Below are 26,119 nucleotides of genomic sequence, written 5' to 3'. Positions count from 1 at the left end.
GCGCGCAGCGCCGTACAACCCGAGCGCGATCGATTGATCACCCTGAGCTACGAAACCTGGATTGCCCTCGAACCCGTCCCGACTGCAACCCAATCAGAAGGAAAATATTCCAAGATCTTTTGCGCGCACTAGTCTTTGCTTGTTGCCACGCACGAAAGGGGGCCGCACGTGGCCGAACCACGACCACCTGCCCGACGGCGCCGACTTGCCGCCACTCTGATCGAGCTCCGCGAAGCCGCCGACAAGAAGCCGGAGGAGGCGGCCGAGCGCATCGGTTGCCACAGGTCGAAGATCAGCCGGATCGAGAACGCCCGACTCGGCATCTCGCTGGGAGAGTTGCGTGACCTGCTGACGTTCTACGGCGTGGAGGACCCTGATCAGGTCGAAGCCCTGGTGTCGCTTGCCCGGCGCAGCCGGGAGCCGGCATGGGTACAGCGTGCGGCCCGCGTGCGTCCGTCGTACACCGACTTCATCAGCTACGAGGAGACCGCCGACCGCATCCGCTCCTACCAGGGCAATCTGATCGCCGGGCTTCTCCAAACGCCGGAATACGCCCAGGCCGTCATCGCCGTCTCTCCAACAAAGCTGGACCAGGCAGCGATTGATGCGCTGGTGACAGCACGCATCCATCGACAGGAGATCCTGAGCCGCGCCCAACCGCCTCGCCTCTGTGTCGTTCAGAGCGAAGCCGCTCTCCGGCTACAGGTGGGAGGCGCTGCGGCCATGCGCAAGCAGCTTGAACACTTGGCGACGATGACTGAGCATCCGAGCGTGGAGATACGAGTCATTCCTGACCATGCCGGAGCCCACGCCGGCCTGACGGGATCGTTCGTGCTTTTCAGCTTCCCGCACTCATCGATCACTGATGTTGCCTGCCTGGAGCATCGGACGGGGACCTACTACCTGGAGAGCCCCGATGAGGCAGACACCTACGGGCTGATCTTTGACTCTCTCCAGGCCGTTGCGCTGAACCCAAAAGACAGCCTGACCTTGATCACCAAGGTGCGACGGGACATGTAACAACGTTCAAGACGAGAGGCCAGCCAATGACCAACTCCACCGAAATCGGGACCGCCCGATGGCGCAAGAGCAGCTACAGCTCCGACGGCGGCGACTGCCTGGAGGTCGCGGGCCTCACCGCCCGCACCGCCGTCCGCGACAGCAAGAACCCCACCGGCCCCGCCCTCATCCTCGGCAACCACGCCTGGGCCTCCTTCGTCGAGGACGCCAGGCAGCCCCGCTGAGCACGCCTCGGCCGCGACGGGCGGGTCGGAGCTCCCGGCCCGCCCGTAGTCGTATCCCGGCAGCGTGTAGAGGTTGTCCCTCGCGCCCGGTGCGACAGTGCGTCTGCCCCGGTTGACGACGGCGCACAACCAGGCGCTTTCCGCGCTGAACTTGCCCAAGCGCGAGCCCCCACGCGGTGAGCCGGGGCCGATACCGTGGCCTCGGTCGTCCGGTTAGGAGAGTCAGACTTGCACCGTCGGCAGTTCCTCGCAGCCTCCAGCGCCGCGGCCCTCAGCGCGCTCTCCCTGCCCGACCCCGACAGCATCACCCGCCGTACCGCCGCCGCGGACGCAGGCGCCACCGTGACCGTCGGCCTCGGCGAGGTCACCGCCGTCCGGCACATGACCACCACGCTCGGCGACGCTGCTTCCGAGCTCGGCGGCGGCCACGCCCGTCACCTGGCGGTCCGCTACCTCACCCAGGACGTCCGCCCCTGGCTGGAGGACAGCTACACCCAGGCCACCGGCCGCGAACTCTTCGCCTCCGTCGCCCAGCTCATCCACCTCGCCGGATGGATGGCGCAAGATGAAGGCAACCAGGGCATGGCGCAGGAGTACTTCAAGGAGTCGTATCAGATGGCCCGGGAGGCCGGCCACGCCGAGTTGGCCGCGACCGCCCTCCGTGGGCTCGCCGTCCAGTGCATCGACCTGAACTACCGGGCGGCCGGGGTACGTATTTCCGAGGAATGCGTCCGCCTCGCCCGCCACCTCGATGAGCCGCGCACCATCGCCTACTACAACGCCACCCTCGCCAACGCCGCCGCCACCGACGGCGACCCCCGTACCGCCGCCAAGGCTCTCGCCGCCTCACAGACTGCCATCGAGAGTGCTCCCGCCGTCCCGGGGGAATCCTGGGTCGCCCACTACTCGCCGGGGCGCTGGGCGCACGAGTCCGGCATGGTCCTCGCCCGCCTCGGAGACCTCGACGCCGCCGAAGAGCACCTGCACCTCGCGCTCGACATCCACGGAATCGACCGCAAGCGCACCCGTGCCATGGTCCTCGCCGACCTCGGTCAAGTCCGGCTCCGCCGCGACGACGTCGACGGCGCGGTCGCCGTATGGAACGAATTCCTCGACTGCACCGTCGGCATCCGCTCAATGAAGGTCCACGACGCCCTGCACGACATGCGCGCCCGGCTGGACCTCGACCGCCTCCACGGAGTGTTCGGCGTCGCGGAACTCAAAGAACGTGCGGACACGCTCTAGTTGAGACACAGCGGACACCCCACGCCCGGCTTCCCGGCCCGTGCCCCGGGTCAGATCCGCGAGTTCCGCAGCGACTGCCACACCGCGCCGGCCAGTGCACGGGTCGCCCGAGGGACCGACAGGTGCTCGTGCTCGCGGTAGAGGTTCCAGTTGTAGGGGACGAGCGACAGCTTGTTGGAGGACAGCGATCCCGCCTGGTGGGCCCGGTACACGGCGAGTGGTTCGGTGAGGCCCCGGGCGTCGGCGCCGTCGCGCATGATCGACAGCCACAGGGCGTAGTCCTGGCGCTTGCGCATCTCCGGCATCAGCCGTGTGCCCAGGGCGTTGCGGTCGTACATGGCGGTGAGGGCGCCGATGTAGTCCTTGACCAGCATCGCGCGGTAGTCCACGTGCGCCCGCGCGGGGATCACCCGGCCGTTCGGGACCCAGTCGGTGCTGTCACCCGCGTAGTCCGCGTCCATCTTGAAGTACGAGGTGAACGTCAGGGGCGCGGTGGCCTCCGCGGCGAAGGCGAGCTGCTTCTCGGTCTTCTCCGGGAGCCACATGTCGTCGGAGTCGAGGAAGGCGACGTAGTCCCCGCGGGCGCGCTCGATCGCGAGGTTGCGGGCGCGGCCCGCGCCGCCGCGCTCGGGCGCGGACTCCGGCAGAACGCGCTCGTCCTGGGCGGCGAACTCGCGGAGCAGGTCCATGGAGCCGTCGGAGGACTGGTCGTCGGTGACCAGCAGTTCCAGATCGCTATGGGTCTGCGTGAGCACCGACCGGATCGCTGCCCCCAGCGTCGCGGCCGAGTTGTACACGGGCATCACTACAGACACCAGGGGCACAGCGCATCTCCTTGCGGGATCAGGAACGACGCCCCATTCAAACACCGCATCGGGCAAGAGCTGACACGCAGGTGGCCGCCCCGCAAACCGCGACGGGCGGGCCGGAGAGAATCCGGCCCGCCCGTCGCGGTCACTCCCGCGTCGCTCAGAGGTTGCCGCGGCGCTCCTGCTCGCGCTCGATCGCCTCGAACAGGGCCTTGAAGTTGCCCTTGCCGAAGCCCATCGAGCCGTGGCGCTCGATCATCTCGAAGAACACCGTCGGCCGGTCCTGGACCGGCTTGGTGAAGATCTGGAGCAGGTAGCCGTCTTCGTCGCGGTCCACCAGGATCTTCTGCTCGCGCAGGGTCTCCACCGGCACCCGGGTCTCGCCGGCCCACTCGCCCAGCGTGTCGTAGTACGAGTCCGGGGTGTCCAGGAACTGGACGCCGGCCGCGCGCATCGCCTTCACGGAGGCGACGATGTCGTTCGTGGCGAGCGCGATGTGCTGGACACCCGCGCTGCCGTAGAACTCCAGGTACTCGTCGATCTGGGACTTCTTCTTGGCGACGGCCGGCTCGTTGATCGGGAACTTGACCTTGAGGGTGCCGTCCGCGACCACCTTGGACATGAGCGCGGAGTACTCGGTGGCGATGTCGTCGCCCACGAACTCCTTCATGTTGGTGAAGCCCATGACCTTGTTGTAGAAGCCGACCCACTCGTTCATCCGGCCGAGCTCGACGTTGCCGACGCAGTGGTCGATGGCCTGGAAGGTGCGCTTGGCGGGCGGCGCGACGATGGGCTCGGCCGCGGCGTAGCCGGGGAGGTAGGGGCCGTCGTAGCCGCCGCGCTCGACGAGCGTGTGGCGGGTCTTGCCGTACGTGGCGATGGCGGCCAGGACGACCGTGCCGTGCTCGTCCTTCACCTCGTGCGGCTCGGTCAGGCCGTGGGCGCCGTGCTCGACCGCGTAGGCGTACGCGGCGCGGGCGTCCGGGACCTCGATGGCCAGGTCGACGACGCCGTCGCCGTGCTCGGTGACGTGGTCCGCCAGGAAGCGGCCGTGGTCCGTGGCCGGCTTGATGACGGAGGTGAAGACGAAGCGGGCGGAGCCGGTGGTCAGGACGTAACTGGCCGTCTCACGGCTGCCGTTCTCCGGTCCGGAGTAGGCGACCAGCTTCATGCCGAAGGCGGTGGAGTAGTAGTGCGCGGCCTGCTTGGCGTTGCCGACGGCGAAGACGACGGCGTCCATTCCCTTGACCGGGAAGGGGTCGGCCTGCCGTGCACTGTCGGGGGTGCTGTGCATCGTCTCAGTCATGTCCGAAGGGTCTCCCCGCTTCGCAAGGTGCGCAACAGTTCGCGAAATCACTGGGCAGTCTGTGCAGTGGTTGACCATGATGGGCGGGCTATCTGTACATGCTGACCATCCCTGCGACTCCCCGGAGGCAGACCTTGGCGATCGACCACCTGGACGGGCGGCTCATCGTGCTGCTGGCGCGTGAACCCAGGATCGGGGTACTGGAGGCTTCACGCAGGCTCGGCGTGGCGCGCGGGACGGTGCAGGCGCGCCTCGACCGTCTTCAGTCGAATGGCGTCATCCGCGGATTCGGTCCGGACGTGGACCCGGCGGCCCTCGGCTACCCGGTCACCGCTTTCGCGACGCTGGAGATCAAACAGGGCCAAGGGACCGACGTACGGGCGCACTTGAGCGGCGTACCGGAGGTACTCGAACTGCACACCACCACCGGACAGGGCGATATGTTCTGCCGGCTCGTGGCCCGTTCCAACGCGGATCTCCAACGGGTGATCGACCTCGTTGTCGGATTTGATGGCATTGTCCGGGCCTCCACGGCCATCGTCATGGAGAACCCCGTACCCCTGCGCATCATCCCCCTCGTCGAACAGGCGGCGGAGGACGCCGACTGAGCCGAGTCAACCGATCCGAGGAGTGCCGAGTTGAGCTTCTGGGAGTATCTGGGCAATCGGCACCAGCAGCTGCTCACCGACGCGTTCCAGCACGTCAGCGCCGTGTTCCAGTGCATGGTCATCGCGACGGTGCTCGGCGTCCTGATCGGCGTCGTCAGCTATCGCAGCGGCTGGGGCGGCTCCCTGGCGATCACCTCGACGGCGGCCATCCTGACCATTCCGTCCCTCGCCGCGATCGGTCTGCTGATCCCGCTGGTCGGACTCGGTGTGGCGCCGACCGTGATCACACTGACGCTGTACGGGCTGCTGCCCATCGTCCGGAACTCCATCGTCGGGCTGCGCGGCGTCGACCCGGCGCTGGTGGACGCGGCGAAGGGAATCGGGATGTCCCGGATCGCGCGGCTCTGCAAGGTGGAGCTGCCGCTCGCCTGGCCGCCGATCCTGACCGGCATCCGGGTCTCCACCCAGATGCTGATGGGCATCGCCGCCATCGCCGCGTACGCCTCCGGGCCTGGGCTCGGCAACGAGATCTTCCGCGGGATCGCCTCGCTGGGCAGCGCCAACGCGATCAATCAGGTGCTCGCCGGCACGCTCGGCATCGTCGTCCTCGCCCTGCTCTTCGACGCCGCGTACGTACTGCTGGGGCGGCTCACCATCCCGAGGGGGATCCGTGTCTGAGACCGAGGCGGAAGCCGGGGAGAAACCCGCCGTGAACGCCACCTCCGGTGCCACCATCCAGCTGGAGAACCTGACCAAGCTCTACCCGGGCAACCCGAGCCCGGCCGTGGACAACGTCTCGATGGACATCAAGGCCGGCGAGACCGTGATCCTCGTCGGCCCGTCCGGCTGCGGGAAGTCGACCACGCTGAAGATGATCAACCGGCTGATCGAGCCGACGTCCGGCCGGATCCGGATCGGCGACGAGGACGTCACCGACATGGACCCGGTGAAGCTGCGCCGGAAGATCGGGTACGCGATCCAGTCGTCCGGGCTCTTCCCGCACATGACGGTCGCGGAGAACATCGCCCTGGTGCCGAAGATGATCGGCTGGTCGAAGTCGAAGGTGAAGGACCGGGTCGAGGAGATGCTCGACCTGGTCGGCCTCGACCCGCGCGAGTACCACGGGCGCTATCCGCGCGCCCTGTCCGGCGGTCAGCAGCAGCGGGTGGGCGTGGCGCGGGCGCTGGCCGCCGATCCGCCGGTGCTGCTGATGGACGAGCCGTTCGGCGCGGTCGACCCGATCACCCGTGACCACCTCCAGGACGAGCTGATCCGGCTCCAGCACGAACTGCACAAGACCATCGTCTTCGTCACCCATGACTTCGACGAGGCGATCAAGCTGGGCGACCGGATCGCCGTGCTGCGCGAGCGCTCGCACATCGCGCAGTTCGACACCCCGGAGGCTATCCTGACCAACCCGACGGACGACTTCGTCTCGGGCTTCGTCGGGGCCGGTGCGGCGCTGAAGCGGCTCAACCTCACCCGGGTACGGGACGTGGAGATCGCCGAGTTCCCGACGGTGACGGTCGACGACCCGCTCCAGTCTGTCTTCAACAAGCTGGGCGGCGGCCCGCACAACGAACTGCTGATGCTGGACCGCAGGAACCGCCCCTACAAATGGCTGCGGCGCGGGGACCTGATGCGCGCCCGGGGTTCACTGGCGCGGGCCGGGCAGCTCGTGCACGACACGGTGACCAGGGACGCGACGCTGCACGACGCGCTGGAGGCGGTACTGACCGACAGCGGTGGGCGGGTCGCGGTGACCGGGCGGCGCGGCGAGTTCATCGGGGTCGTCGACATGCACACCCTGATGAACTCCGTGCACGAACTGCTGGAGGCCGACCGGCTCACCGCCATCGAGCACCAGCACGAGCTCCAGGAGCTGCGCAGCCACCAGACCGTGCAGGAGCTGGAGGGCGGTGCGGACGTATGACTCCCGGCTCCCGCTCCCCCTCCTCCGACCCCGCGTCCGACCGGGACCGCCCGCCGGGCGAGCACGACGTCAAGGGCCATGCCTTCCGTGACGAGGAGGAGGAGGAGCCGCCGCCCGCCGCGGCCCGGCCGGCCCGCCGGATCACCTGGCGCAAGCTGGTGACGGTGCCCCTCGCGCTCGCGGTGGTCCTGGTCGTCACCTACGTATGGATCAACAACGTCCACCTCGACGCCATCGCGGAGAACTCCCTCGCGGGCGACACGGTCGAACTGCGCTGGTGGCAGCACGTCAGGCTGACCGCGATCTCGACCTTCTGGGTGCTGATCATCGCCATTCCGCTGGGCATCGGGCTGACCCGGCGGGGGCTGAACAAGGCGGCCCCGGTGGTCACCGCGATCGCCAACATCGGGCAGGCGACCCCGGCGATCGGGCTGCTCGCGCTGCTGGTCATCTGGCTGGGCATCGGCCCCTCGACGGCGATCACCGGCATGGTGATCTACGCGGTGCTGCCGGTGCTCTCCAACACCATCGCCGGCCTGAAGGCGATCGAGCCGACCCTGGTGGAGGCCTCGCGCGGGATCGGGATGTCCGCGATGGGGACGCTCTCCAAGGTCGAACTGCCGCTCGCGGTGCCGCTGATCCTGGCCGGGGTGCGTACCGCGCTGGTGCTCAACGTGGGCACGGCGACCCTGGCGACGTTCGGGGGCGGCGGCGGGCTCGGGGACCTGATCACCTCGGGCATCCAGACCCAGCGGATGCCCGTGCTGGTGCTCGGTTCCGTGCTGACGGTGGTGCTGGCGCTGCTGGTGGACTGGCTGGCGTCGCTGGTCGAGGTCGTGCTGACACCGCGCGGACTGGAGGCGGGGGCATGAGGAGGAGGCGGATGCGTACGGCGTCGGTGGCGGCGGCCGCCCTGGCGCTGGTGCTCTCCGGGTGCGGCCTGAAGAGCGGGTCCCCGATGGTCGACGACGTGAAGCCGGGGGCCGTGGGGAAGGGCGAGCCGCTGGACGGCGCCTCGCTGACCGTCACCTCGAAGAACTTCAGCGAGAACATCATCCTGGGCCAGATGATCGGCCTCATCTTCAAGGCCGCCGGGGCCGAGGTGCTCGACCGGACGAACCTGCCCGGTTCGATCAGCGCGCGCGAGGCGATCCGCCAGGGCGACGCCGATGCGATGTACGAGTACACGGGGACCGCCTGGATCACCTATCTGGGCCGTTCGAAGCCGATCACCAGCCCGCTGAAGCAGTGGGAGGCGGTGCGTGACGCGGACCGGAAGAACGGGGTGACGTGGCTGCCGCAGTCCACCCTGAACAACACGTACGCGCTCGCCATCAGCAAGCGGAACAACGCGAAGTACCACCTCAAGACGCTCTCCGACGTCGCCGCGCTGGCGAAGAAGAACCCCTCGGCGGTGACGGTCTGCGTGGAGAACGAGTTCGCCTCCCGCAACGACGGACTGCCGGGCATGGAGAAGGCGTACGGGATGTCCATCCCCGGCGCCAACATCAAGAAGATGGACGCCGGGATCGTATACACCCAGGTGTCCAAGTCCAACTCCTGCCTGCTGGGCGAGGTGTTCACCACCGATGGCCGGATCAAGGCGATGAACCTCGATGTGCTGACGGACAACAAACACTTCTTCCCCAACTACAACGCGGCGCCCGTCATCCACACCCCGACCTTCGAGAAGTACCCGGTCATCGCCGCCCTGCTGGACCCGCTCAGCGCCCGGCTGACCACGGAGGTCGCGCAGCAGCTGAACGCCAAGGTGGACGTCGACGGGGACGACCCGCACCAGGTGGCGAAGGACTGGCTGGTAGCGGAGGGGTTCATCAAGACGGGGTGACGGAGCGGGGCCCATCCGTCCATCCATCCGTCCGTCCGTACCGCCATCCAGCCGTCCGGAGTTACAAAGAAAGCGATGCAAAGAACCTGTTGCAAAGCTTCCTTTGTAATTCTATGGTTGGGGCATGACAGAGAATGAGGCCGGTCAGGACGGCACCCCCAGCATGCACACGGTGGACGCCCGCTCCCTGCGCGGACTGGCCCACCCCCTGCGGATGCGGCTGCTGACCGCCCTCCGGGAGTTCGGCCCGGCCACCGCGTCCGGCCTGGCGGACCGGCTCAGCGAGTCCAGCGGCGCCACCAGCTACCACCTGCGGCAGCTCGCCTCGTACGGCTTCGTGGAGGACGACCCGGAGCGCGGCAAGGGTCGCGAGCGGTGGTGGAGGGCCGTCCACGGAGGCATCGCCTTCGAGCACAGCGCGGACTTCCTCCGCGACCCGGACCCGGAGATCCGCGGCGCCATGGGAGCCGTCCTGCACGAGAGCGCCACCCGGCACGCCCAGGAACTGAACACCTGGCTCGGCACCACGCACGAATGGCCCAAGGAGTGGGTGCGCTCCTCCGACCTCAGCGACTTCAAGATGCTCCTCACGCCCGAACTCGCCCTGGAAATGGCGGAGAAGGTCCACGAGCTCATCGAGAGCTACTGGGGGCGGGTCCCGGAAGGCACCGAGGGCTCCGCCCTGGTCCGCACCCACCTGCACGTCTTCCCGCGCCCCGCCGAATGACCCGCCGGGCCACCGCGTTACCCGACCGACTGTCCGAATGGCCGACCGGCCTGACCGACCGAGGGGACCACCAAGCCATGCATCCCGGGACGCACCTTCAGCTGCACACCATCCGTTCCGCCGAACTCCGGCGCCACGCCGCCGACTTCCGCCTCTCCCACCCCCGGCCCGGCATCGACACCGACGCCCGCGCACCGCGCACCGGCCTGCGCACCCGACTGGGCCTGACCATGGTCGAGTTCGGTCTGCGGCTGCTGCCGGACGGGTCCGCCGCACCGGCCCGCCCCGCTCGAACGGCGTAGTCCGTGGACGGGGGGAAGAACACACGGAACCGGCTACCGCTCGTCGCCGTACTGGCCGCCAACTCCATATCCACAGCAGGTACTTCGCTCACGCTCATCGGTGTTCCGTGGTTCGTTCTCGAAACCACGGGCAGCGCCGGTCGGGCCGGGCTCGTCGCCTTCTGCGCGACCCTCCCGATCGTCGTCTCCGCCCTGATCGGCGGTCCCGTCATCGACCGGACCGGCCGCCGCCGGGTCTCCGTCGCCTCCGACACGGTGTGCGGACTGGCCGTCGCCGCGGTGCCGTTGCTCCACTACGCCGACGCCCTCACCTTCTGGATGCTCTGCGCCCTGATGGCCGTCAACGGGCTGTTCCACACGCCCGGCAACACCGCGCGCTACGTCCTGGTCCCCGACCTCGCCGAACACGCCGGCACCACACTCCCCCGCGCCGCCAGCCTCTTCGACGCGGTCTCGCGCGGGGCCAGGATGGTCGGCGCCGCGCTGGCCGGAGTACTGATCGCGCTGGTCGGCGCGGAGACCGTACTGCTGCTGGACGCGGCCACCTTCCTCACCTCCGCCGCGCTCATCGCGGCAGGGCTACGGGGCGTGCGCGCCGCCGAGCCGGTCAGGACCGCCGAACCGGTCTCACTGCCCACCTACAAGCGCGAACTGCGCGAAGGCTACGCCTACTTGTTCGGCAACCGGCTGCTGCTGGGCGTCGTCGTGATGGTCCTGATCATGAACGGAACCGACCAGGGCTGGGCCGCCGTCCTGCTGCCGGTCCACGCCTCGGCCGAACTCGGCGGAGCCCGGGATCTGGGCCTGCTCACCGCGCTGTTCGGAGCGGGCGGCCTGACCGGTGCCCTGCTGTACGGGGCGGTGGGGCACCGCTACTCACGGCGCGCCGTGTTCAGCGTCTGCGTGGTGCTGTGCGGGGCGCCGAGGTTCCTGGTCGCGGCGCTCACCGGCACGACGCTGCCGCTGGCCGTGACGATGGTGCTGAGCGGGATCGCGGGCGGCGTGCTGAACCCGATCCTGACGACGGTGATCTACGGGAGCGTCCCCGACGCGCTGCGCAGCCGGGTCTCCGGAGCGATCACCGCCGGCTGCGAGCTGGCCATGCCGGTGGGCGGTCTCGCGGCCGGGCTGCTGGTGGAGAGCGCGGGTGCCTCGGGGGCGCTGCTGGCGATGGGCGGGTGCTACCTGCTCGCGACGCTGAGCCCGCTCGTCTTCCCGGCCTGGCGGACGATGGACGACGAACCGGGCGCCCGTCCGGATGAGCCCTCGGACCCTGCGGAGCGGCAGGTCAGCAGCTCGGGACCTTCCCCCCGTGGTCCAGTGCCCGCAGCGAGGAGACCGCGCCCTTCAGAGTCGTGACCGGGATCAGCCGCAGCCCGTCGGGAAGCTCGGCGTGCGCCTCCTTGCACTCCGCCTTCGGCACGAGGAACACGCTCGCCCCGTCCCGGCGGGCCGCCTGCGTCTTCAGCGAGACGCCGCCGACCGCGCCGACCTTGCCGTCCGCCTCGATGGTGCCCGTGCCGGCGATGGTGCGGCCGCCGGTGAGATCGCCCCCCGAGCCGTCGCCGTCGAGCTTGTCGACGATCCCGAGCGCGAAGAACAGTCCCGCGCTCGGGCCGCCCACGTCGGCGAGGTGCAGGGTGACGTCGACGGAGCCGGGCTTCCTGCCGAGGTAGTTCAGCGCGGCGTCCACGGCCGAGTCCTGCGACTCCACCATGTCGTCGAGGTTGTGCTTCTCGATCTCCTTCTCGGAGCCGCCGCTCGGGTAGACCGAATCCCGGGGCATGACCGCCCGGTCCGTACGGAACCAGCTGTCGATCACGTCACTGATCCCGACATCGGCGTCGGGCCCGGTCGCCACGATCGTCGTCATCCGCAGCTGGCCCTTGGTGGGCCGGGTGGGAGTGCCCTCGATGGTGATCACAGGGGCGCCCTTGTCCTCCCCGAGCACGTTCGCCGTCGTACCGGGCTGCGCCAGCGTGAACGGCAGCGGCGCGAAGGCGGCCACGCCGAAGAGGGCGAGCACGGGCAGGGCGCAGAGGGCGAGGGTGCGGGGGCGCGAGAGACGTGTGAGCACCCGCCCAATCTAACCGGACCGGCCTGTGCGGGTGCGTCCGCCTGTACGGGGTGCGCCTGTCCGGTGGGTGGGGACGGAACCCCGCGCCAAGGAGACCGGCGCACAGACCCCGCGCGCCCGCCCGGCCGAGGGCCCCGCTAGCGGAGCGCGTCGGCCACTTCCCGTGCCGCGTCCACGACGCGCGGGCCGACCCGCTCCGGGACCGCGTCCGCGAGCATCACGACGCCCACGCTGCCCTCGACCCCCGTCACCCCCATCAGCGCGGCCGCCGCACCGCTCGCCCCGGCTTCCAGCTCGCCGTGGGTGAGGGTGAACGCGGTCTCGCCCACCGGCTTCTGCCGGGCCGCGAGGATGGCCCGGCCCGCGGCGCCCCGGTCGAGCGGGTGGCGGAAGCCGGCCCGGTACGCGACGTGGTAGTCCGTCCAGGTCGGTTCGACGACCGCGACGGCCAGCGCGTCCGTGCCGTCGACGAGCGTGAGGTGGGCCGTGGCCCCTATGTCCTCCGCGAGCGAGCGCAGCGCGGGCAACGCGGCTTCCCGGACGAGCGGGTGCACCTGGCGGCCCAGGCGCAGTACGCCCAGGCCGACTCTGGCTCTTCCGCCCAGGTCGCGCCGGATCAGGGTGTGCTGCTCCAGGGTGGCGAGCAGACGGTAGACCACGGTGCGGTTGACGCCGAGTTTGTTCGACAACTCGGTGACCGTCAGTCCGTGGTCGGTGTCGGCAAGCAGTTTGAGGACACGCAGTCCCCGGTCGAGCGTCTGCGAGGTCTCCGCGGTCACGACGCCCTCTCCTCTTTGGTGAGCGGCGGCGGCTGGTTCCCACGGATTGTGCGTCACCGGTCCCAGCGGCGACGCACGGAGAGGCCGCCGGCCTGGCCAAGGCACCGGCTGCGCCCCGCGGCGGCGTTGCCACGGGGCGTTCACATTTTTGGGACAGTAGCGAGCCAGTCCGCTCAGCGGAAGACCTCGTCCAGAATCCGGGCGCCTACGGAAAAGCGCTTGTGCGCCGCGAGCATAAGCGCCGGTCAGCGGGGCGTCGGCCGGACAACGCGGATCTACGCGCGTCCATGTCGGCCGACTCCCTCGCGACGCTCCGTGCATGAGTTGTGAACCAGCGTTAACTCACCGTGAACAGTTGCTGGACGATTTTACCGTTCACGAGCACTTCGCAGGCCCGGATCGACTTCGTCGCCGGGTCCCGGACGGTGAAGTTGAGGGCAAAGGTGCCGTCGAGTCCGATGATCCGGGTGACGTAGGAGTCGGAGGTCTGCTTCCCGTCCGCGGTGCGTCCGGTCACCGAGACCGTGGCGAGGGGTGCGAAGCCCCGACCGGTCACCTGGACCACGGTGCCGACCGGTCCTTCGGGCGGCGAGAGCGCGAAGGACGGGCCGGCCGGGACCGTGCCGTCCTGGACGGTGAAGGCGGCCGTCTCGGTGCGCGGGTTGACGAGGACCTCGCGGACCCGGATCGCGACGGTGTCGGCCGCCTTGACGGTGAACGTCTGCGAGAACGCCCCGTCGAGGCCGACCACCTTGGTCCGTACCGGGTCGGAGGTCTGTGAGCCGTCCGCCCGCAGCCCGACGATGGACACGGTCGCGACCTTCGCGAAGCCCTGTCCCAGGACGGTGACGGCGGTGCCCTTCGGGCCGGCTGCCGGGGTGAGGACGATGTACGTGGGTGCGACGGTCAGCTGGGTGAGGGCCTCGGAGCTGCCGGCGGTGACCCGGAGCGCGTACACGGCGCGCGGGGTGGAGCCGACGACGGTGACCGTGCCGCTCAGGTCGCCGTCGGCGGTGATCCGGAGGGTGGAGCCGCTGATCCGGGCCGCGTCGCAGCCGGTGCCGTCGGCGGCGCACAGCTCGGCGGACGGGGTGACGCCGGACGGCCAGCCGTCGCCGGAGACGCCGATGGACCCGCCCGGTTTGACCTTGGCCGTGCCCGCCGAGAGCGTCGCGGTGGCCTCGGTCACGGTGAACGGCGCGGTGAGTACGGTCGCCGGGTCATTGGCCTCGTCGACGTGGACCGAGGCGATCGCCGGGTCGGAGACGGTGAGCTCCACGCGGAACTTCCCGTCGGGCCCGCTCTTCACGTAGACGGCGGTGTCGTCGAGGGTCGCCCCGCTCGCGTCGAGGGCGACGGTGTTGATCCACCGGTCCTGGAAGTAGTTGCTCCCGGTGACGGCGATGACGCTGCCGACCGGCCCGCTGCTCCGGGACAGCGCGATCGCGCGGGGCCCGCCGGGGACGAAGGCGCGGACGGTCAGCGGCGCGGTCGTCTCCTTCGTACCGTCGCCGACCTTCACCAGGTACGAGCCGTCCGGCACGGCGCCCGCCTCCGCGAGCACGGCGTTGCCGGTCAGCTGCCCGGAGCCGTCGATCGCGAGGGTGGAGGAGGCGAACTCGGCCGGGTCGCAGCCGCCGCCGTCCGCCGCGCAGAGCGACGGTACGGGGGTGGCGAACGGTGTCCACCGGCTGCCCGCCAGGGTGACCGCGGTGGACGGGCGCACCGGGGTGGTGGGGGCGATCAGTGTGGCCGGCTGTCCGGCGCTGCCCTCCACGGTCACGGTGCCGATGGACCCGCCGCCCGCGGTCACGACGCACGCCGTCTCGTAGGTGCCGCCGAGCACCTCGGTACGGGTGAGGTTGCGCAGCGGGGTGAAGGAGACCGGCCCGCTCGCGTCGGCGGGGACGATGAAGTCCCCTTCGTACGGCGGGATCTCGATCGGTTTCCCGGACGGGATGTCGAGGGAGACCTGGGGCCCGGTGACGGTCACCGTGCCGGTGGCGCCGCCGGACATGGCGAGGTCGAGGCTCGGGGTGGTGGGTACGTCGTTGAGGCTGAGCCCGCTGGTGGCGGGCGACGGGCCGAGCGTCACCTTCGCGTGGACCTTGCCGCCGGGGTCGACGACGTCGGGGGTGAGTTCGACGTTCATCTGCTGCGGCCCGGTCGCCTCGCCCTGGCCGGCCGGCAGGGTGCAGTGCACGGTCGGGGTGACCGTACCGGCGTGGGCGAGCGGGGCCAGGGCGGCGGATCCGCCGGTCCAGACGAGCAGGGTGGTGGCGCCGAGTGCGACGGCACGGCGTAATGCCGAGCCACCCGGTCTTCCGGTGCCGGCGGATCTGTGATGCGCGAACATACGACTCCTCCAAAGGAAGCGGAATGCGAATGATGGGAATGGACGGAATGGCGCGGACGTGGCACGGGAAACGCCCGTCCGCTCCATTGCCGTATGGAGCGGGCGGGCGTCCGGAAGGGCTTTCCCCGGTGACCCCTGTTACAGCAGGGTCAGGGTGAGGGTGGCGCTGTATTCTCCGGGCCGGGTGAATTCGGGAACGGTGAGGGCGAGATCCGCGTCGGCGTCGAACTTCCCGCCGATGAACGGACGTGATCCGTCCGGATCGACCCGGCAGAGGCTCGCCGCCTCGCTCCCGAGCGCCGTGGGCGCTCCGGCCACCGGTGTCCCCACGCTTCCGTCCTGCGCCGAGCAGGCCGGGGTCCAGCGCACGGCATAGGCCGGGATGATGTTTCCGTCGGCGTTCGTGAAGCGGCTCAGGGTGGCGGTCAGCGACCATCCGCTGTTGACGCCTCTGGCGTCCTCGACCTCGACCCGGTTGAGCCGGGCCCGCTGCGCACCGGTGTCCGCGCCCAGCACCGTGGTGCCGAAGTCGACGGTGTCACCGGTTTGGGTCATGGCCAGCGTCCCGGCCCTGACCTCGGTGGTCAGCTTCTGCTCGGCCGTGCCGCCGTCGTCCCCGCCGCCGCCCTCCGTGGTGACGGTGAACTGCGCCGTGCGGACGGTCGCCGGGTCGTTGCCCTCGTCGGCCTGGACGGCGACGACGGCGTCGGAGATGACGGTGAACTCGACGGCGAAGGTGCCGTCCGGGCCGCTCTTGACGTAGACCGCGCTGTCGTCGAGCCCGGTGCCCGCCGCGTCGAGGCCGATGATGTTGATCCAGCGGTCCGGGTTGTAGTTCCGGCCGCTGACGGTGACCACGCTGCCGACCGGGCCGCTGTCCGCAGACAGTGAGATCTCCCGGTTGCCTGCCGCGACGGCCTTGACGGTGAGGGGTGCGGTGGCCTCCTTCGTGCCGTCGTTGACCTTCACCTCGTAACTGCCGTCGGGCACCGCCCCGGCCTCGCCGAGGGTCGCGGTGCCGGTGAGCGTGCCGTAGGAGTCGATCCGCAGGGTGCTGGAGGTGAACTTCAGCGGGTCGCAGCCGCCACCGCCCGCCGCGCAGAGCGACGGTACGGGGGTGCCGTCCGGGGTCCACCGCGAACCGCGCAGCTTGACGGCGGTGTTGGGGCGTACCGGGTCTGCCGGGGCGGTCAGGGTGGCGGGCTCCGAGGTGGAGCCCGCCGCCGTGACGGTGCCGACGCTGCCCACGTCACCGACGACGTCGCACGGTGTCTCGAAGACCGATCCGAGGACCTTGGTCTGGGTGAGGGTGCGGACCGGGGCGAGCGATATCTCGCCGGAGGCGTCCACCGGAACCAGGAAGTCGCCCTCGTACGCGGGAATCTCGATGGGCTGCCCGGCCGGTACGTCCATGGTGAACTCGGCGCCCCGCACGGTGACGGTGCCGGTGGCCCCGCCGGACATCGCGAGGTCGAGGCTGGGGATGGTCGGCACGTCGTCCAGTGCGATGGCGCTGGTGGCGGGGGACGCGCCGAGCGTCACCTTGGCGTGCACCTTGCCGCCCGGGGCGACGACCTCGGGCGACAGCTCGACGTTCATCTCCTGCGGCCCGGTCGCCTCGCCCTGGCCCGCGGGCAGGGTGCAGTGGACGGTCGGGTTCACCGTGCCGGCCGAGGCCGCCGTCGCGTGGTGCGGGGGAAGCGGCGCGGCGGCCCCGGCGCAGCCCAGCGACAGTAAGAAGCAGGCTGCGAGCAGACCGATCACCCCGGGTCTTCGACGTCGGATCACCTGACACCCTTTCATGGCCCATTGATTGCGCACATTGAGGAGCTCTGGTGCAGAGAAGTCAAGAGAGACCGAATTGATCCTTTCGGAAATGCCCGGAAAGCATTTCAGCACGCGTTTTCGGCGCATCCGTTGACATCTTCGAAGATCACCGTTTCACTGCACCCGACATGCCGGGCCCGGCACGCAGATCCGCAGGCTGGTACCGATCCAGCGAATCTGCGGAATTCAACCGGAAGGAGTTCCACCCGTCATGTCGATCTCCTCACGCATCACCCGGAGCCGAAGACGCCTGCCGCTGGTGTCGGGCGTCGCGTCCGCTGTCGGCGCGATGCTCGCGCTGTCGTCGCCGACCGCCTCCGCCGTCGCCCCGCTCACCGCGACGGCGAGCTACGACTGCGGCTCCTGGGGCAGCGGCGTCGCCACCCTGACCGCCGCCGACTCGGGTACGAACAAGACCATCAAGATCACCTCCACGGCGATCACCATGCCGGCCGGCACGAGTGCCGACCCGAACAGCATCACGACGACGCTCAAGCTCACCAAGACCTCGGGCGGCGTCACCAGCCAGGTGCAGTTCTCCGCGAAGACCAACCCCGGCCTGAGCGGCGGCAACCCGATCACCCTCGGACCGCTGAAGCTCACCTCCGGCACGCTCGCGGCCGGGGACAGCACCAACTCCACGGTGCTGCCCGCTCCCCCGAGCACCACCAACTGGTCGCTGCAGATCGTGGCCTCGTCCCCGACGTCGGCCACCGTGCCGTGCGTGGCGACGAGCAGCCAGTCCGCACCGTTCGTCTGGTAGCGGCGGGGACCTCTCATGGCACCGGCCTCAGCCCGCTGGAGCCGGCCCGCTCATGACACCGGCCCGGGGCGAGGACGGCTGTCCTGTGCCCCGGGCCGGTGCCCACGCGTTTCCGGCGGGCTCACGTCATGCGTGTGGCCCACTCCTGGACCTTCTTGATCCGCTGCTCGATCTGCCCGGCGGTGGCCTCCGCGCTCGGCGGCCCGCCGCACACCCGCCGCAGCTCGGTGTGGACGACCCCGTGCGGTTTGCCGCTCTGGTGCGTGTAGGCCGACACCATGGTGTTCAGCTGCTTGCGCAGGCTCAGCAGCTGCTTGTGCGTGACCACCGGCCGGTCACCGGCCGGCTTCTCCAGCAGATCCGCCTCTGAGGCCGGCTTCTGGCGGCTGTGCGCGATCTGCCGGGTCTGCCGCTTCTGGAGCAGCAGCTGCACCTGGTCGGGCTCCAGCAGCCCCGGGATCCCGAGGTAGTCCTGCTCCTCCTCGCTGCCCGGGTGCGCCTGCATGCCGAACTCGGCACCGTCGTACAGCACCCGGTCGAAGACCGCGTCGGATTCGAGGGCCTCGAAGGGCAGCTGCTCCTCGGTCTCCTCGTCCTCCAGCTTCTCCGCGTCGGCGAGGAGCTTGTCCTCCTCCGCGAACGGGTTCTCCTCGTCGCTGCCCTTCTTCGGCTTGTCGAGGACGTGGTCCCGCTCGACCTCCATCTCGTTGGCGAAGTCGAGCAGCATGGGGATCGTCGGTACGAAGACCGAGGCGGTCTCACCGCGCTTGCGGGAGCGCACGAAGCGGCCGACGGCCTGGGCGAAGAAGAGCGGCGTCGAGATGGTGGTGGCGTACACGCCGACCGCGAGGCGCGGCACGTCGACACCTTCGGACACCATCCGGACGGCGACCATCCAGCGCGAGCCGTCCTCGGTGAACTTGTCGATCCGCTTGGACGCGGCCTTCTCGTCGGACAGGACGACGGTGGCCTTCTCGCCCGTCACCTTCTTGAGGATCTTGGCGTACTCGCGGGCGGACTCCTGGTCGGTCGCGATGACCAGGCCGCCGGCGTCCGGAATGCCCTTGCGGACCTCGGTCAGCCGCTTGTCGGCGGCGCTGAGCACATTGGGGATCCAGTCACCGGTGGGCGAGAGCGCGGTGCGCCAGGCCTGCCCGATGGCGTCCTTGGTCATCGGCTCACCGAGCCGGGCGGCGATCTCGTCACCGGCCTTGGTGCGCCAGCGCATGTTGCCGCTGTAGCTGAGGAAGATCACCGGGCGGACCACACCGTCGGCCAGCGCGTTGCCGTAGCCGTAGGTGTAGTCGGCGGAGGACCGCCGGATGCCGTCGTTCCCCTCCTCGTAGACGACGAAGGGGATCGGGTTGGTGTCGGAACGGAAGGGCGTGCCGGTGAGCGCGAGCCGGCGGGTCGCCGGGTCGAACGCCTCCTGGCACGCCTCCCCCCAGGACTTCGAGTCGCCGGCGTGGTGGATCTCGTCGAGGATCACCAGGGTCTTGCGCTGCTCGCACCGGTTGCGGTGCAGCATCGGGCGGACCCCGACACCCGCGTACGTGACGGCGACCCCGTGGTACTCCTTGCTCACGGGGCCGGCGCTGTAGTCGGGGTCGAGCTTGATCCCTATCCGGGCGGCGGCCTCCGCCCACTGCTTCTTGAGGTGCTCGGTCGGTGCCACGACGGTGACCTGCTGCACGACGTGGTGGTGCAGCAGCCATGACGCGAGGGTCAGCGCGAAGGTGGTCTTACCGGCGCCGGGGGTCGCGACGGCGAGGAAATCGCGCGGCTGCTCCTGGATGTACCTCTCCATGGCGCCCTGCTGCCAGGCTCGCAGCTTCCCGGCCGTACCCCAGGGGGCGCGGCCGGGAAAGGCGGGTGAGAGGTGGTGGGAGGCGGTAGTAGTCACGGTCTCCGGTTCGGGTCTCTCGGGTACGTGGGGTGCTGTCCGCACGGGCCGGGACGGGCACGCACGCGATACGACAACCGGGCCACCCTACCGGGGGCGGGGTGCGATCCGCCCTGGACGCCGCCACCCCGGGGCGGATTGCGACGGCTCTCACACCTGGTCGGTGACCAGTTCGCGCAGCCCCTGGGAGATGACCTTCACCTCGTCCGTTTCGCCTGTGGCGACGGCGATGACCAGGCGCTCCGCCGCATCGATGTCGGGGCGAAGATCGACGCCGTTCATCGCGAGGAAGGCCACGCACGACAGCCAGGCGGTGCGCTTGTTTCCGTCGAAGAGCGGATGGTTGATCGCCAGGGACTGGAGCAGTGCGGCCGCCTTGTCCACGACGTCCGGATACGCCTCCTCACCGAACATGGCCGCGGACGGCCGGTGGGCAGCCGATTCGAGGAGCCCGGCGTCGCGGACCACGATCCGCATGTCGGGGCAGGCGTGTTCGGCGATGACGAGGATGTCTTCGGAGGACAGGTAGATACAGCTCACTTAAGCCGCTCCATGAGCTCGCCCCACTTGGCCGCCTGCTCCTTCGCCGTCTTGCGGACGATGGCCTGCTGGGCGGTCCGGGCCAGATAGTCGTCCACGGCCTGGAGCAATATGGCGTGCATGCTCGTGCCCTCCTGCTCGGCGCGCTGCTTGAGTGCTTCGGTCTGGTCGTCACGAAGACGCAGGTTCATGGCCATACCAAAACGGTACCACCACGTGGGGCCAGATCGGTACCACTCACCGCTCACGCACCCGCGTAGCCACCCACGCCCCCACCAGCGCGACCCCCGCCATCGGCAGGAACACCACCGCGAACGCCCCCGGGTGGGAGCCGGAGGAGCCCGCCTCGACGGCCTCGTGCACGGCCCCCACCGCTCCGCCGCCGAGCGCGCCGAACGCCGCGCCGCCGGCGGCCAGCAGCAGGGCGTTGGAGAGGCCGTCGGAGATCTGCAGGGCCGCGGAGTTCGCCCCCGCCTCATGCGGTGCGGACAGCTTCAGCAGCAGCACGCTGGTCGACGCGGTCACCGTGCCCATGCCGAGGCAGCCGACCGCCCAGGCCGCGGCGACCGTCCAGACCGGCACCCCGTCGATCAGCACGGCGGGCGCTGCGGCTATCGCCGCAGCGACCAGCACCATGCCGGCCACCATCAGCCGCTCCCGGTGCGGCTCCAGGCGCGGCCGGGACTGCAGGAACGAGCCCAGCGCCCACGTCCCGCCGCCGGCCGCGAGCGACAGCCCGGCCATCGTCGGGGACAGGCCGCGCTGGGTGACCAGCATCAGGGGTACGAACGACTCGGCGGCGATGAAGGACCCGGCCGCCACCCCGCGCAGCAGCACCACGGAGGGCAGCCCGCGCGCCGCCCGTCCGGTGCCCCGGGGCAGCAGACCGCGCACCGCGGGGACGAGCAGGGCGACCCCGGCGACGAGCGGCAGCAGCGAGAACCAGTTCCGCTCCTGCCCGGCGTACTGGAGCAGTGCCGCGCCCAGCGAGATGCCCAGCGCGAGTACGACGCGCCGGCGGTCGAACGGCTCGACGGGCGCCGCCGGGTCCGCGGGCCCGGACGCCATGCGCCGGATCGCGGGCAGCGCGAGCGCCAGCGGGAAGACCACCAGGACCGGGATGCCTACGAAGACCCAGCGCCAGCCCAGGTGCTCGGTCACGCTCCCGGAGACCAGCGGCCCCACGACGGACGGGATCACCCAGCTCGCGGCGAACCCGGCCATGATCGCGGGCCGCAGCGGCTCCGGGTAGGCCCGGCTGACCACCACGTACAGGGCGACGATCACCAGCCCGCCACCGAGCCCCTGCACGGCCCGTCCCGCGATGAACATCCACATGGTGCTCGCGGTCCCGGACAGCAACAGGCCCAGCCCGAAGGCGCTGATCCCGGCGGCGAGCGGCCCCAGCGGGCCGCGCCGGTCGGCCCACTGGCCGGAGAGCACCATGGCGAAGAGGCTGGTGGTGAAGTACGCCGAGAACGCGAAGGCGTACAGCGGGATGCCGTGCAGCTCACGGGCGGCGACCGGCATCGCGGTCCCCACGGCGGTGGCCTCGAAGGCGATCAGGAACACGACGGAGACGATGCCGATGCTCAGCGCCCGGTAGGTGCGCCCGAGCACCCCTTCCACCGCGCCCGCGACCATGGTCCCGTGCAGGTCATCGATGTCTTCGGGGCGGGCCGAGACCTCGGCGTCACGCGGTTCCAGAGCGGTCATGAACCCTAGAGTAAGGGGCAAAACCGCCCTTGGACTCTGTCGCGAGTCCCTCCCGTTCTGGTCCCTTGGTCGTAGGACCGGACGACTGTTCATGAACGGGGTGTGGCAGTCGCGTTGCGGGACGGCCCGCGCTCTTGGCACCCATGGTCGCGGGCGCCTACGGTCGGTACCGGAGCAACGCACGGCCGTGTGCCCGAGAGGCTTAGGGGCTCGACTGCAACTCGAGTTACACCGGTTCGATTCCGGTCACGGCCTCGGTATACGGAACCGCCCGCACCCTCGTCCGGAAGGACGCGGGGGCGGGCGGTTCCGCGTGACGGGTCAGCCGGTGACTCCGGCGTCCGGGACCGGACGGCTGCCGCCCGCCCTGCGCACCGCGTACGCGACGAGGACGACGGCCAGGCTGCCGAGGCTGGTGAACAGCTGGGTGCGCTGGTCACCGATGACGGCCATGGCCACCAGCACCGCGGCGAATCCGGCCATCACCACCCAGGTCAGGTACGGGAAGAGCCACATGCGCAGGGTCAGCCGCTCCGGCTCCTCGCGCTCCAGCCGACGCCGCATGCGCAGCTGGGACACGCCGATCATCAGGTACATGAAGATGGCGATCGCGCCGGAGGAGTTCACCAGGTAGGTGAAGACGGTGTCCGGCGAGAGGTAGGCCAGGAGCACCGAGATCCAGCCGACCACGGTTCCGGCCAGGATCGCGCGGGCCGGCACCTGGCGCTTGTTCGTCGCCACCAGCCAGGTGGGGGCGTCGCCGTGGGTGGCGAGCGCCCGCAGCATCCGCGAGGAGACGTAGACCGAGGAGTTGAGCACGCTCAGCACGGCCGTGAGGATCACGATGTCCATCACGACGCCCGCGCCCGGCAGCCCGATGATCTTCCAGGCCGCGACGTACGGGCTGGCCAGGACCTTGGCGCTGTCCCACGGAACGATGGTGACGACGAGGACGATGGAGCCGACGTAGAAGAGGATGATCCGCCAGATGATCCCGGTGGTGGCGCGCGCCACCGAGCGCTCGGGCTCCTTGCTCTCCGCAGCGGCGATGGTGACGATCTCGGCTCCGCCGAACGCGAAGATGACCACGACGATCGCGGAGAAGATCGCGGTGAATCCGTTGGGCGCGAAGCCGCCGTGCGCGGTGAGGTTGGAGAAGTCGAAGGAAGAGCCGGGCCAGCCGCCGAAGACGTAGAGTCCGCCGACGATCAGGAACGCCACGATCGCGGCGACCTTGACGGAGGAGAACCAGAACTCGAACTCACCGAACGACTTCACGGAGAGCAGGTTGGTCGCGGTCATCACGACCATCAGGCCCATGGCCAGCACCCAGAGCGGCAGCCCGATCCACGCGTGCAGGATCGCCGCGCCCGCGACGGCCTCCACGGCCACGATGATGACGTAGTAGTACCAGTACAGCCATCCGATGGTGAAGCCCGCCCACGGCCCGATGGCGGTACGGGCGTAGTCGGCGAAGGAGCCCGAGGAGGGCCTCGCGACGACCATCTCGCCGAGCATCCGCATGGTGCACAGCACGAGCGCGCCGGCCAGGCAGTACGACACGATCGCGGCGGGCCCCGCGGTCTTGATCACCGAGCCGCTGCCGACGAACAGTCCGGCGCCTATCGCGCCGCCGATCGCGATCATCGACATGTGGCGGTTGCGCAGCGAACGGCTGAGTTCCGGCTGCGGGCTCTGCGGCGTTCCCTGCGGCGTTTTCTGCGAAGTCTTCTGCGAAGTCTTCTGTGGAGTCTTCCGCGGCGTTCTCTGCGGTACGGAGGATGTCATTGCAGCTCCAGGTCATGGGCAACGTCGTACAAGGCGTGGGAAGCCCCTGGGGGCGGGCGCGCGCCGTCGGAGCGGCGTTCGGGTGGGGGCCCTCAGGTCCAGTCGCCCTCGCGACCGCCGCCGATCACCCAGCTGAGCGCCCGGAAGCGGCGCAGCGCCGTCATGGCGTCCGGGGTGTCCATACGGACGGTGCGGGGGCCGGACCGTCCGACTCCGGACAGTGCGCTCGCGCGGTCCGCGAGGTGCGGACTGTCCACGTCGACCTCCACCACGTGCGGGGCGGGGTGCGCGGCGGGCCGGGGCGGGGGCGCCGGGAGGGCTGCCGCGGCCTCGCGGCGGATGTCGGCACTCGTGACGGCCGGGGTGCGGCAGACGGCGGCGTGCCGGGAGATCGCCCTCTTCACGGTGACGGTCCGGCAGCCGGGCGCGTACCCGGTGGCTTCGCGGCAGGTCACGTCGTCGCCGGTGACCAGGACGACGGGGACGCCGGCCTCCTTGGCGACCAGGGCGTTGAACTCGCCCTCCCCGACAAGCTCGCCGTCGATGCGGACGCCGAGGATGCTGTGCGAGAGGTAGGTGTGCGCGAGGACGCCCTGTTCGCCGGCGCCGGTGTGGTAGCCGACGAACGCCACCGCGTCGGGGCCTTCCGTCAGGCCCTCCATCATGCCGAGCGGCTTGTGCCGGCCGACGATCAGGACCGCGCGCGGGTCGAGTTCCTCGATGAGTACGTTGTCCATGCCGCAGTGCGCGTCGTTGACGACGATCTCGTCGGCGCCGGCGTCCGCGAACCCGGCGACCGCGGCGTTGACGTCCTGGGTGAGCAGTCGGCGGAAGCGCTCGTAGCGCGGTGTCCCGGCTGTGACGTCCGCCGGGGAGACGGTGCCCGTCGCCCCTTCCATGTCGGCGGATATGAGGACGTGCTTCACCCCGCCACCTCCTTCTTCGGTGTCTGCTCCGACCCCCGCGCGCACAGCGCCACGAGCGCGTCCGCGTGGGAGAGGCCGCTCTCCTCGACGACTTCGCGCACGCTCTGGGCCTCGCGGACCATGGCGAGGCGGACCCGACCGGCAGAATCTGTGCAATAACCGTACACAGCGGGTCTGGGCAGGGAATTGTATGAGAAGTGCGACGAGAAGTAGTACGCCCCGGTGTCGTACAGCGCCACCACGTCCCCGGGCTCGACCGCCGGGAGTTCGCGGGCGCTCGCGGTCAGGTCCCCGGCGAAGCAGCACGGTCCGGCGATGTCCACGACCTGGAGCGGCCCCTCCTTGGGCCGGCCGCAGGCGTCGAACACGCCGACGCGCAGGGGCCATGAGCCGGGCATGAACACGGTGCGGGTGGCCACCTGGGCGCCGGCGTGGGTCACCGCGATCCGGCGGCCGCCGGCCGACTTGGTGTACTCGACGACCGAGCCGATGGTGCCGCTCTTCGCCAGCAGCGAGCGGCCGAACTCGGTGACGAGGGTGTAGCGGCCGTCGAAGAGGCCGGGGGCGGCGGCGCGCAGTTCGGTGACGTAGTCGGTGTAGGTGGGGCGGTCGTCCTCGCTGTCGAAGTTCACGGGCAGGCCGCCGCCGATGTCCAGGCCGGTGATCCGGGCCTGCCCGAGCAGGGTGTTGATCCGTTCCGCCAGCTCGTACGCGGCGCCGACCCCCTGCGCGATGAGCGGCAGCGGGCAGCCCTGGGAGCCGACGTGTGCGTGCAGGCGGTTGAGCCAGGGGCGCGTGGTGAAGGCCTCGATCACCGCGTCGACGGCTCCCGGGTCACGCAGCGCGACGCCGAATTTGGACGTCGCGGTGGCGGTGCTCATCGCCCCGATGGCCCCGGCCCCGACCTGGGGGTTCACCCGGAGGCCGATGGGTCCGGCGGGCTCGCGGCCGGCCAGCAGGCGGTCGACGCGCTCCAGCTCCTGGAAGTTGTCCAGGTTGATCGCGATGCCGTGCTCAAGGGCGAACTCCAGCTCCTCGACGGTCTTCGCGGGGCTGTCGAACACCAGCCGGTCGTGGCTGAAGCCGGCGGCGAGGGCCTGTTCCAGCTCGCCGGGCGACGCCACCTCGCAGCCCATGCCCGCCTCCGCGAGCAGCCGGAGCACCGGCACCAGTCCGCACGCCTTGGCCGCGAACGTGTGGTGGACCGTGGCCGGTCCCTCGAACGCCTCGTTCAGCGCGTCCACCGCGGCCAGCACCCCGTCGACGTCGAGCAGGCCGACCAGGGGCGATCCGGGGCCGAGCAGCCCGTCCTCGACTGCACGGGCGAGCGCCGCCTCACGGGCGCGCTTGCGCTGGGGGGCCGGACCGGAAGTCACCTGAACCACTCTCCTACGTGATGGGTCGCTCATACGCCGCGTCCG

The 26,119-nt window shown here is 70.2% G+C and carries 25 protein-coding genes and 1 tRNA gene; 13 read left to right on the top strand and 13 right to left on the bottom strand.

What is annotated here, in order from left to right:
- Nucleotides 1-168: 168 nt before the first annotated feature.
- From RLT59_RS24835 to RLT59_RS24825, 3 genes are all read left to right on the top strand, one after another.
- Nucleotides 169-1,020 (top strand): helix-turn-helix domain-containing protein, encoded by an 852-nt coding sequence (locus RLT59_RS24835; RefSeq protein ID WP_311305447.1) that lies wholly within the window; start codon nucleotides 169-171, stop codon nucleotides 1,018-1,020.
- 26 nt (nucleotides 1,021-1,046) lie between these two features.
- Nucleotides 1,047-1,244 carry a DUF397 domain-containing protein gene (locus RLT59_RS24830; protein ID WP_311305446.1) on the top strand — a complete coding sequence of 66 codons (198 nt, stop codon included), beginning with the start codon at nucleotides 1,047-1,049 and terminating at the stop codon, nucleotides 1,242-1,244.
- A gap of 228 nt (nucleotides 1,245-1,472) precedes the next feature.
- On the top strand, nucleotides 1,473-2,489 hold the full coding sequence (locus tag RLT59_RS24825) for an NsdA family TPR-like regulatory protein (RefSeq protein ID WP_311305445.1): 1,017 nt from the start codon (nucleotides 1,473-1,475) through the stop codon (nucleotides 2,487-2,489).
- Nucleotides 2,490-2,539: 50 nt separating this feature from the next.
- Here RLT59_RS24825 and RLT59_RS24820 read toward each other — a convergent pair whose 3' ends face one another.
- Both RLT59_RS24820 and hppD read right to left on the bottom strand, forming a co-directional pair.
- Complete coding sequence (locus RLT59_RS24820; protein ID WP_311305444.1) at nucleotides 2,540-3,313, bottom strand: glycosyltransferase family 2 protein; 774 nt, start codon at nucleotides 3,311-3,313, stop codon at nucleotides 2,540-2,542.
- 145 nt (nucleotides 3,314-3,458) lie between these two features.
- Entirely contained in the window at nucleotides 3,459-4,604 is a 1,146-nt protein-coding gene (hppD, locus tag RLT59_RS24815; RefSeq protein ID WP_311305443.1) for a 4-hydroxyphenylpyruvate dioxygenase, read from the bottom strand.
- A gap of 134 nt (nucleotides 4,605-4,738) precedes the next feature.
- Here hppD and RLT59_RS24810 point away from each other — a divergent pair, with 134 nt between their 5' ends.
- From RLT59_RS24810 to RLT59_RS24775, 8 genes are all read left to right on the top strand, one after another.
- Nucleotides 4,739-5,212, top strand: coding sequence for an Lrp/AsnC family transcriptional regulator (locus RLT59_RS24810; RefSeq protein ID WP_311305442.1), 474 nt, complete (start codon nucleotides 4,739-4,741; stop codon nucleotides 5,210-5,212).
- 30 nt (nucleotides 5,213-5,242) lie between these two features.
- On the top strand, nucleotides 5,243-5,890 hold the full coding sequence (locus RLT59_RS24805; protein ID WP_311305441.1) for an ABC transporter permease: 648 nt from the start codon (nucleotides 5,243-5,245) through the stop codon (nucleotides 5,888-5,890).
- On the top strand, nucleotides 5,883-7,145 hold the full coding sequence (locus RLT59_RS24800; RefSeq protein WP_311305440.1) for an ABC transporter ATP-binding protein: 1,263 nt from the start codon (nucleotides 5,883-5,885) through the stop codon (nucleotides 7,143-7,145). Before RLT59_RS24805 ends, RLT59_RS24800 begins: the two co-directional genes overlap by 8 nt.
- Complete coding sequence (locus RLT59_RS24795) at nucleotides 7,142-8,017, top strand: ABC transporter permease (RefSeq protein ID WP_311305439.1); 876 nt, start codon at nucleotides 7,142-7,144, stop codon at nucleotides 8,015-8,017. Before RLT59_RS24800 ends, RLT59_RS24795 begins: the two co-directional genes overlap by 4 nt.
- An 11-nt stretch (nucleotides 8,018-8,028) precedes the next feature.
- Nucleotides 8,029-8,994 (top strand): glycine betaine ABC transporter substrate-binding protein, encoded by a 966-nt coding sequence (locus tag RLT59_RS24790; RefSeq protein ID WP_311305438.1) that lies wholly within the window; start codon nucleotides 8,029-8,031, stop codon nucleotides 8,992-8,994.
- Nucleotides 8,995-9,118: 124 nt separating this feature from the next.
- Entirely contained in the window at nucleotides 9,119-9,721 is a 603-nt protein-coding gene (locus RLT59_RS24785; RefSeq protein WP_311305437.1) for a helix-turn-helix domain-containing protein, read from the top strand.
- A gap of 77 nt (nucleotides 9,722-9,798) precedes the next feature.
- A complete protein-coding gene (locus RLT59_RS24780; RefSeq protein WP_311305436.1) occupies nucleotides 9,799-10,023 on the top strand; it encodes a hypothetical protein in 225 nt (74 codons plus the stop codon).
- A 3-nt stretch (nucleotides 10,024-10,026) separates the two neighbouring features.
- The gene (locus RLT59_RS24775; RefSeq protein WP_311305435.1) at nucleotides 10,027-11,382 is read left to right on the top strand and encodes an MFS transporter; all 1,356 of its coding nucleotides are present in this window, start codon (nucleotides 10,027-10,029) and stop codon (nucleotides 11,380-11,382) included.
- Here the strand turns inward: RLT59_RS24775 and RLT59_RS24770 are convergent.
- The 4 genes from RLT59_RS24770 to RLT59_RS24755 all read right to left on the bottom strand — a co-directional run bounded on the left by RLT59_RS24770 (nucleotide 11,312) and on the right by RLT59_RS24755 (nucleotide 16,999).
- A complete protein-coding gene (locus tag RLT59_RS24770) occupies nucleotides 11,312-12,100 on the bottom strand; it encodes a S16 family serine protease (RefSeq protein ID WP_311305434.1) in 789 nt (262 codons plus the stop codon). The two genes, RLT59_RS24775 and RLT59_RS24770, sit on opposite strands and share 71 nt — an antisense overlap.
- Nucleotides 12,101-12,237: 137 nt before the next feature.
- Nucleotides 12,238-12,879 carry an IclR family transcriptional regulator gene (locus tag RLT59_RS24765; protein ID WP_024489166.1) on the bottom strand — a complete coding sequence of 214 codons (642 nt, stop codon included), beginning with the start codon at nucleotides 12,877-12,879 and terminating at the stop codon, nucleotides 12,238-12,240.
- Nucleotides 12,880-13,216: 337 nt separating this feature from the next.
- Nucleotides 13,217-15,235, bottom strand: a complete 2,019-nt coding sequence (locus RLT59_RS24760) for a hypothetical protein (RefSeq protein ID WP_311305433.1) — start codon at nucleotides 15,233-15,235, stop codon at nucleotides 13,217-13,219.
- 138 nt (nucleotides 15,236-15,373) lie between these two features.
- Nucleotides 15,374-16,999 carry a WxL domain-containing protein gene (locus RLT59_RS24755; protein ID WP_311305432.1) on the bottom strand — a complete coding sequence of 542 codons (1,626 nt, stop codon included), beginning with the start codon at nucleotides 16,997-16,999 and terminating at the stop codon, nucleotides 15,374-15,376.
- A gap of 274 nt (nucleotides 17,000-17,273) precedes the next feature.
- Between RLT59_RS24755 and RLT59_RS24750 the strand changes: the two genes are divergently transcribed.
- Nucleotides 17,274-17,825 carry a hypothetical protein gene (locus RLT59_RS24750; protein WP_311305431.1) on the top strand — a complete coding sequence of 184 codons (552 nt, stop codon included), beginning with the start codon at nucleotides 17,274-17,276 and terminating at the stop codon, nucleotides 17,823-17,825.
- Nucleotides 17,826-17,946: 121 nt separating this feature from the next.
- Here RLT59_RS24750 and RLT59_RS24745 read toward each other — a convergent pair whose 3' ends face one another.
- From RLT59_RS24745 to RLT59_RS24730, 4 genes are all read right to left on the bottom strand, one after another.
- Entirely contained in the window at nucleotides 17,947-19,728 is a 1,782-nt protein-coding gene (locus tag RLT59_RS24745; protein ID WP_311305430.1) for a DEAD/DEAH box helicase, read from the bottom strand.
- A 150-nt stretch (nucleotides 19,729-19,878) separates the two neighbouring features.
- On the bottom strand, nucleotides 19,879-20,268 hold the full coding sequence (locus RLT59_RS24740) for a type II toxin-antitoxin system death-on-curing family toxin (RefSeq protein WP_311305429.1): 390 nt from the start codon (nucleotides 20,266-20,268) through the stop codon (nucleotides 19,879-19,881).
- Nucleotides 20,265-20,465 (bottom strand): ribbon-helix-helix protein, CopG family, encoded by a 201-nt coding sequence (locus tag RLT59_RS24735; protein ID WP_073738190.1) that lies wholly within the window; start codon nucleotides 20,463-20,465, stop codon nucleotides 20,265-20,267. The genes RLT59_RS24740 and RLT59_RS24735 overlap by 4 nt, the downstream gene beginning before the upstream one ends.
- Before the next feature lie 40 nt (nucleotides 20,466-20,505).
- The gene (locus RLT59_RS24730) at nucleotides 20,506-21,984 is read right to left on the bottom strand and encodes an MFS transporter (protein WP_311305428.1); all 1,479 of its coding nucleotides are present in this window, start codon (nucleotides 21,982-21,984) and stop codon (nucleotides 20,506-20,508) included.
- A gap of 183 nt (nucleotides 21,985-22,167) precedes the next feature.
- On the opposite strand from RLT59_RS24730, the gene RLT59_RS24725 reads away from it, so the two are divergent.
- A tRNA-Cys gene (locus RLT59_RS24725) sits at nucleotides 22,168-22,239 on the top strand.
- 66 nt (nucleotides 22,240-22,305) lie between these two features.
- Here the strand turns inward: RLT59_RS24725 and RLT59_RS24720 are convergent.
- From RLT59_RS24720 to RLT59_RS24710, 3 genes are all read right to left on the bottom strand, one after another.
- Complete coding sequence (locus RLT59_RS24720) at nucleotides 22,306-23,772, bottom strand: amino acid permease (RefSeq protein WP_311305427.1); 1,467 nt, start codon at nucleotides 23,770-23,772, stop codon at nucleotides 22,306-22,308.
- A 92-nt stretch (nucleotides 23,773-23,864) separates the two neighbouring features.
- Nucleotides 23,865-24,698: a M55 family metallopeptidase gene (locus tag RLT59_RS24715; RefSeq protein ID WP_311305426.1), complete on the bottom strand. Its 834-nt coding sequence runs from the start codon at nucleotides 24,696-24,698 to the stop codon at nucleotides 23,865-23,867.
- Complete coding sequence (locus RLT59_RS24710; protein ID WP_399126025.1) at nucleotides 24,695-26,107, bottom strand: type III PLP-dependent enzyme domain-containing protein; 1,413 nt, start codon at nucleotides 26,105-26,107, stop codon at nucleotides 24,695-24,697. The genes RLT59_RS24715 and RLT59_RS24710 overlap by 4 nt, the downstream gene beginning before the upstream one ends.
- Nucleotides 26,108-26,119 lie beyond the last annotated feature (12 nt).

The sequence above is a fragment of the Streptomyces sp. ITFR-6 genome, from assembly GCF_031844725.1.
In the GTDB taxonomy this organism is placed as follows: domain Bacteria; phylum Actinomycetota; class Actinomycetes; order Streptomycetales; family Streptomycetaceae; genus Streptomyces.
The sequence above is the reverse complement of the archived record's forward strand: the minus strand, read 5'-3'. Positions and strand labels throughout refer to the sequence as shown.

Bases quoted from the DNA above. Each gene is read 5' to 3' on its own strand.
- RLT59_RS24830 (WP_311305446.1), top strand. From the start codon at position 1,047: ATGACCAACTCCACCGAAATCGGGACCGCCCGATGGCGCAAGAGCAGC.
- hppD (WP_311305443.1), bottom strand. From the start codon at position 4,604: ATGACTGAGACGATGCACAGCACCCCCGACAGTGCACGGCAGGCCGAC.
- RLT59_RS24795 (WP_311305439.1), top strand. From the start codon at position 7,142: ATGACTCCCGGCTCCCGCTCCCCCTCCTCCGACCCCGCGTCCGACCGG.
- RLT59_RS24790 (WP_311305438.1), top strand. From the start codon at position 8,029: ATGCGTACGGCGTCGGTGGCGGCGGCCGCCCTGGCGCTGGTGCTCTCC.
- RLT59_RS24785 (WP_311305437.1), top strand. From the start codon at position 9,119: ATGACAGAGAATGAGGCCGGTCAGGACGGCACCCCCAGCATGCACACG.
- RLT59_RS24780 (WP_311305436.1), top strand. From the start codon at position 9,799: ATGCATCCCGGGACGCACCTTCAGCTGCACACCATCCGTTCCGCCGAA.
- RLT59_RS24760 (WP_311305433.1), bottom strand. From the start codon at position 15,235: ATGTTCGCGCATCACAGATCCGCCGGCACCGGAAGACCGGGTGGCTCG.
- RLT59_RS24750 (WP_311305431.1), top strand. From the start codon at position 17,274: ATGTCGATCTCCTCACGCATCACCCGGAGCCGAAGACGCCTGCCGCTG.
- RLT59_RS24735 (WP_073738190.1), bottom strand. From the start codon at position 20,465: ATGGCCATGAACCTGCGTCTTCGTGACGACCAGACCGAAGCACTCAAG.
- RLT59_RS24730 (WP_311305428.1), bottom strand. From the start codon at position 21,984: ATGACCGCTCTGGAACCGCGTGACGCCGAGGTCTCGGCCCGCCCCGAA.
- RLT59_RS24720 (WP_311305427.1), bottom strand. From the start codon at position 23,772: ATGACATCCTCCGTACCGCAGAGAACGCCGCGGAAGACTCCACAGAAG.
- RLT59_RS24710 (WP_399126025.1), bottom strand. From the start codon at position 26,107: ATGAGCGACCCATCACGTAGGAGAGTGGTTCAGGTGACTTCCGGTCCG.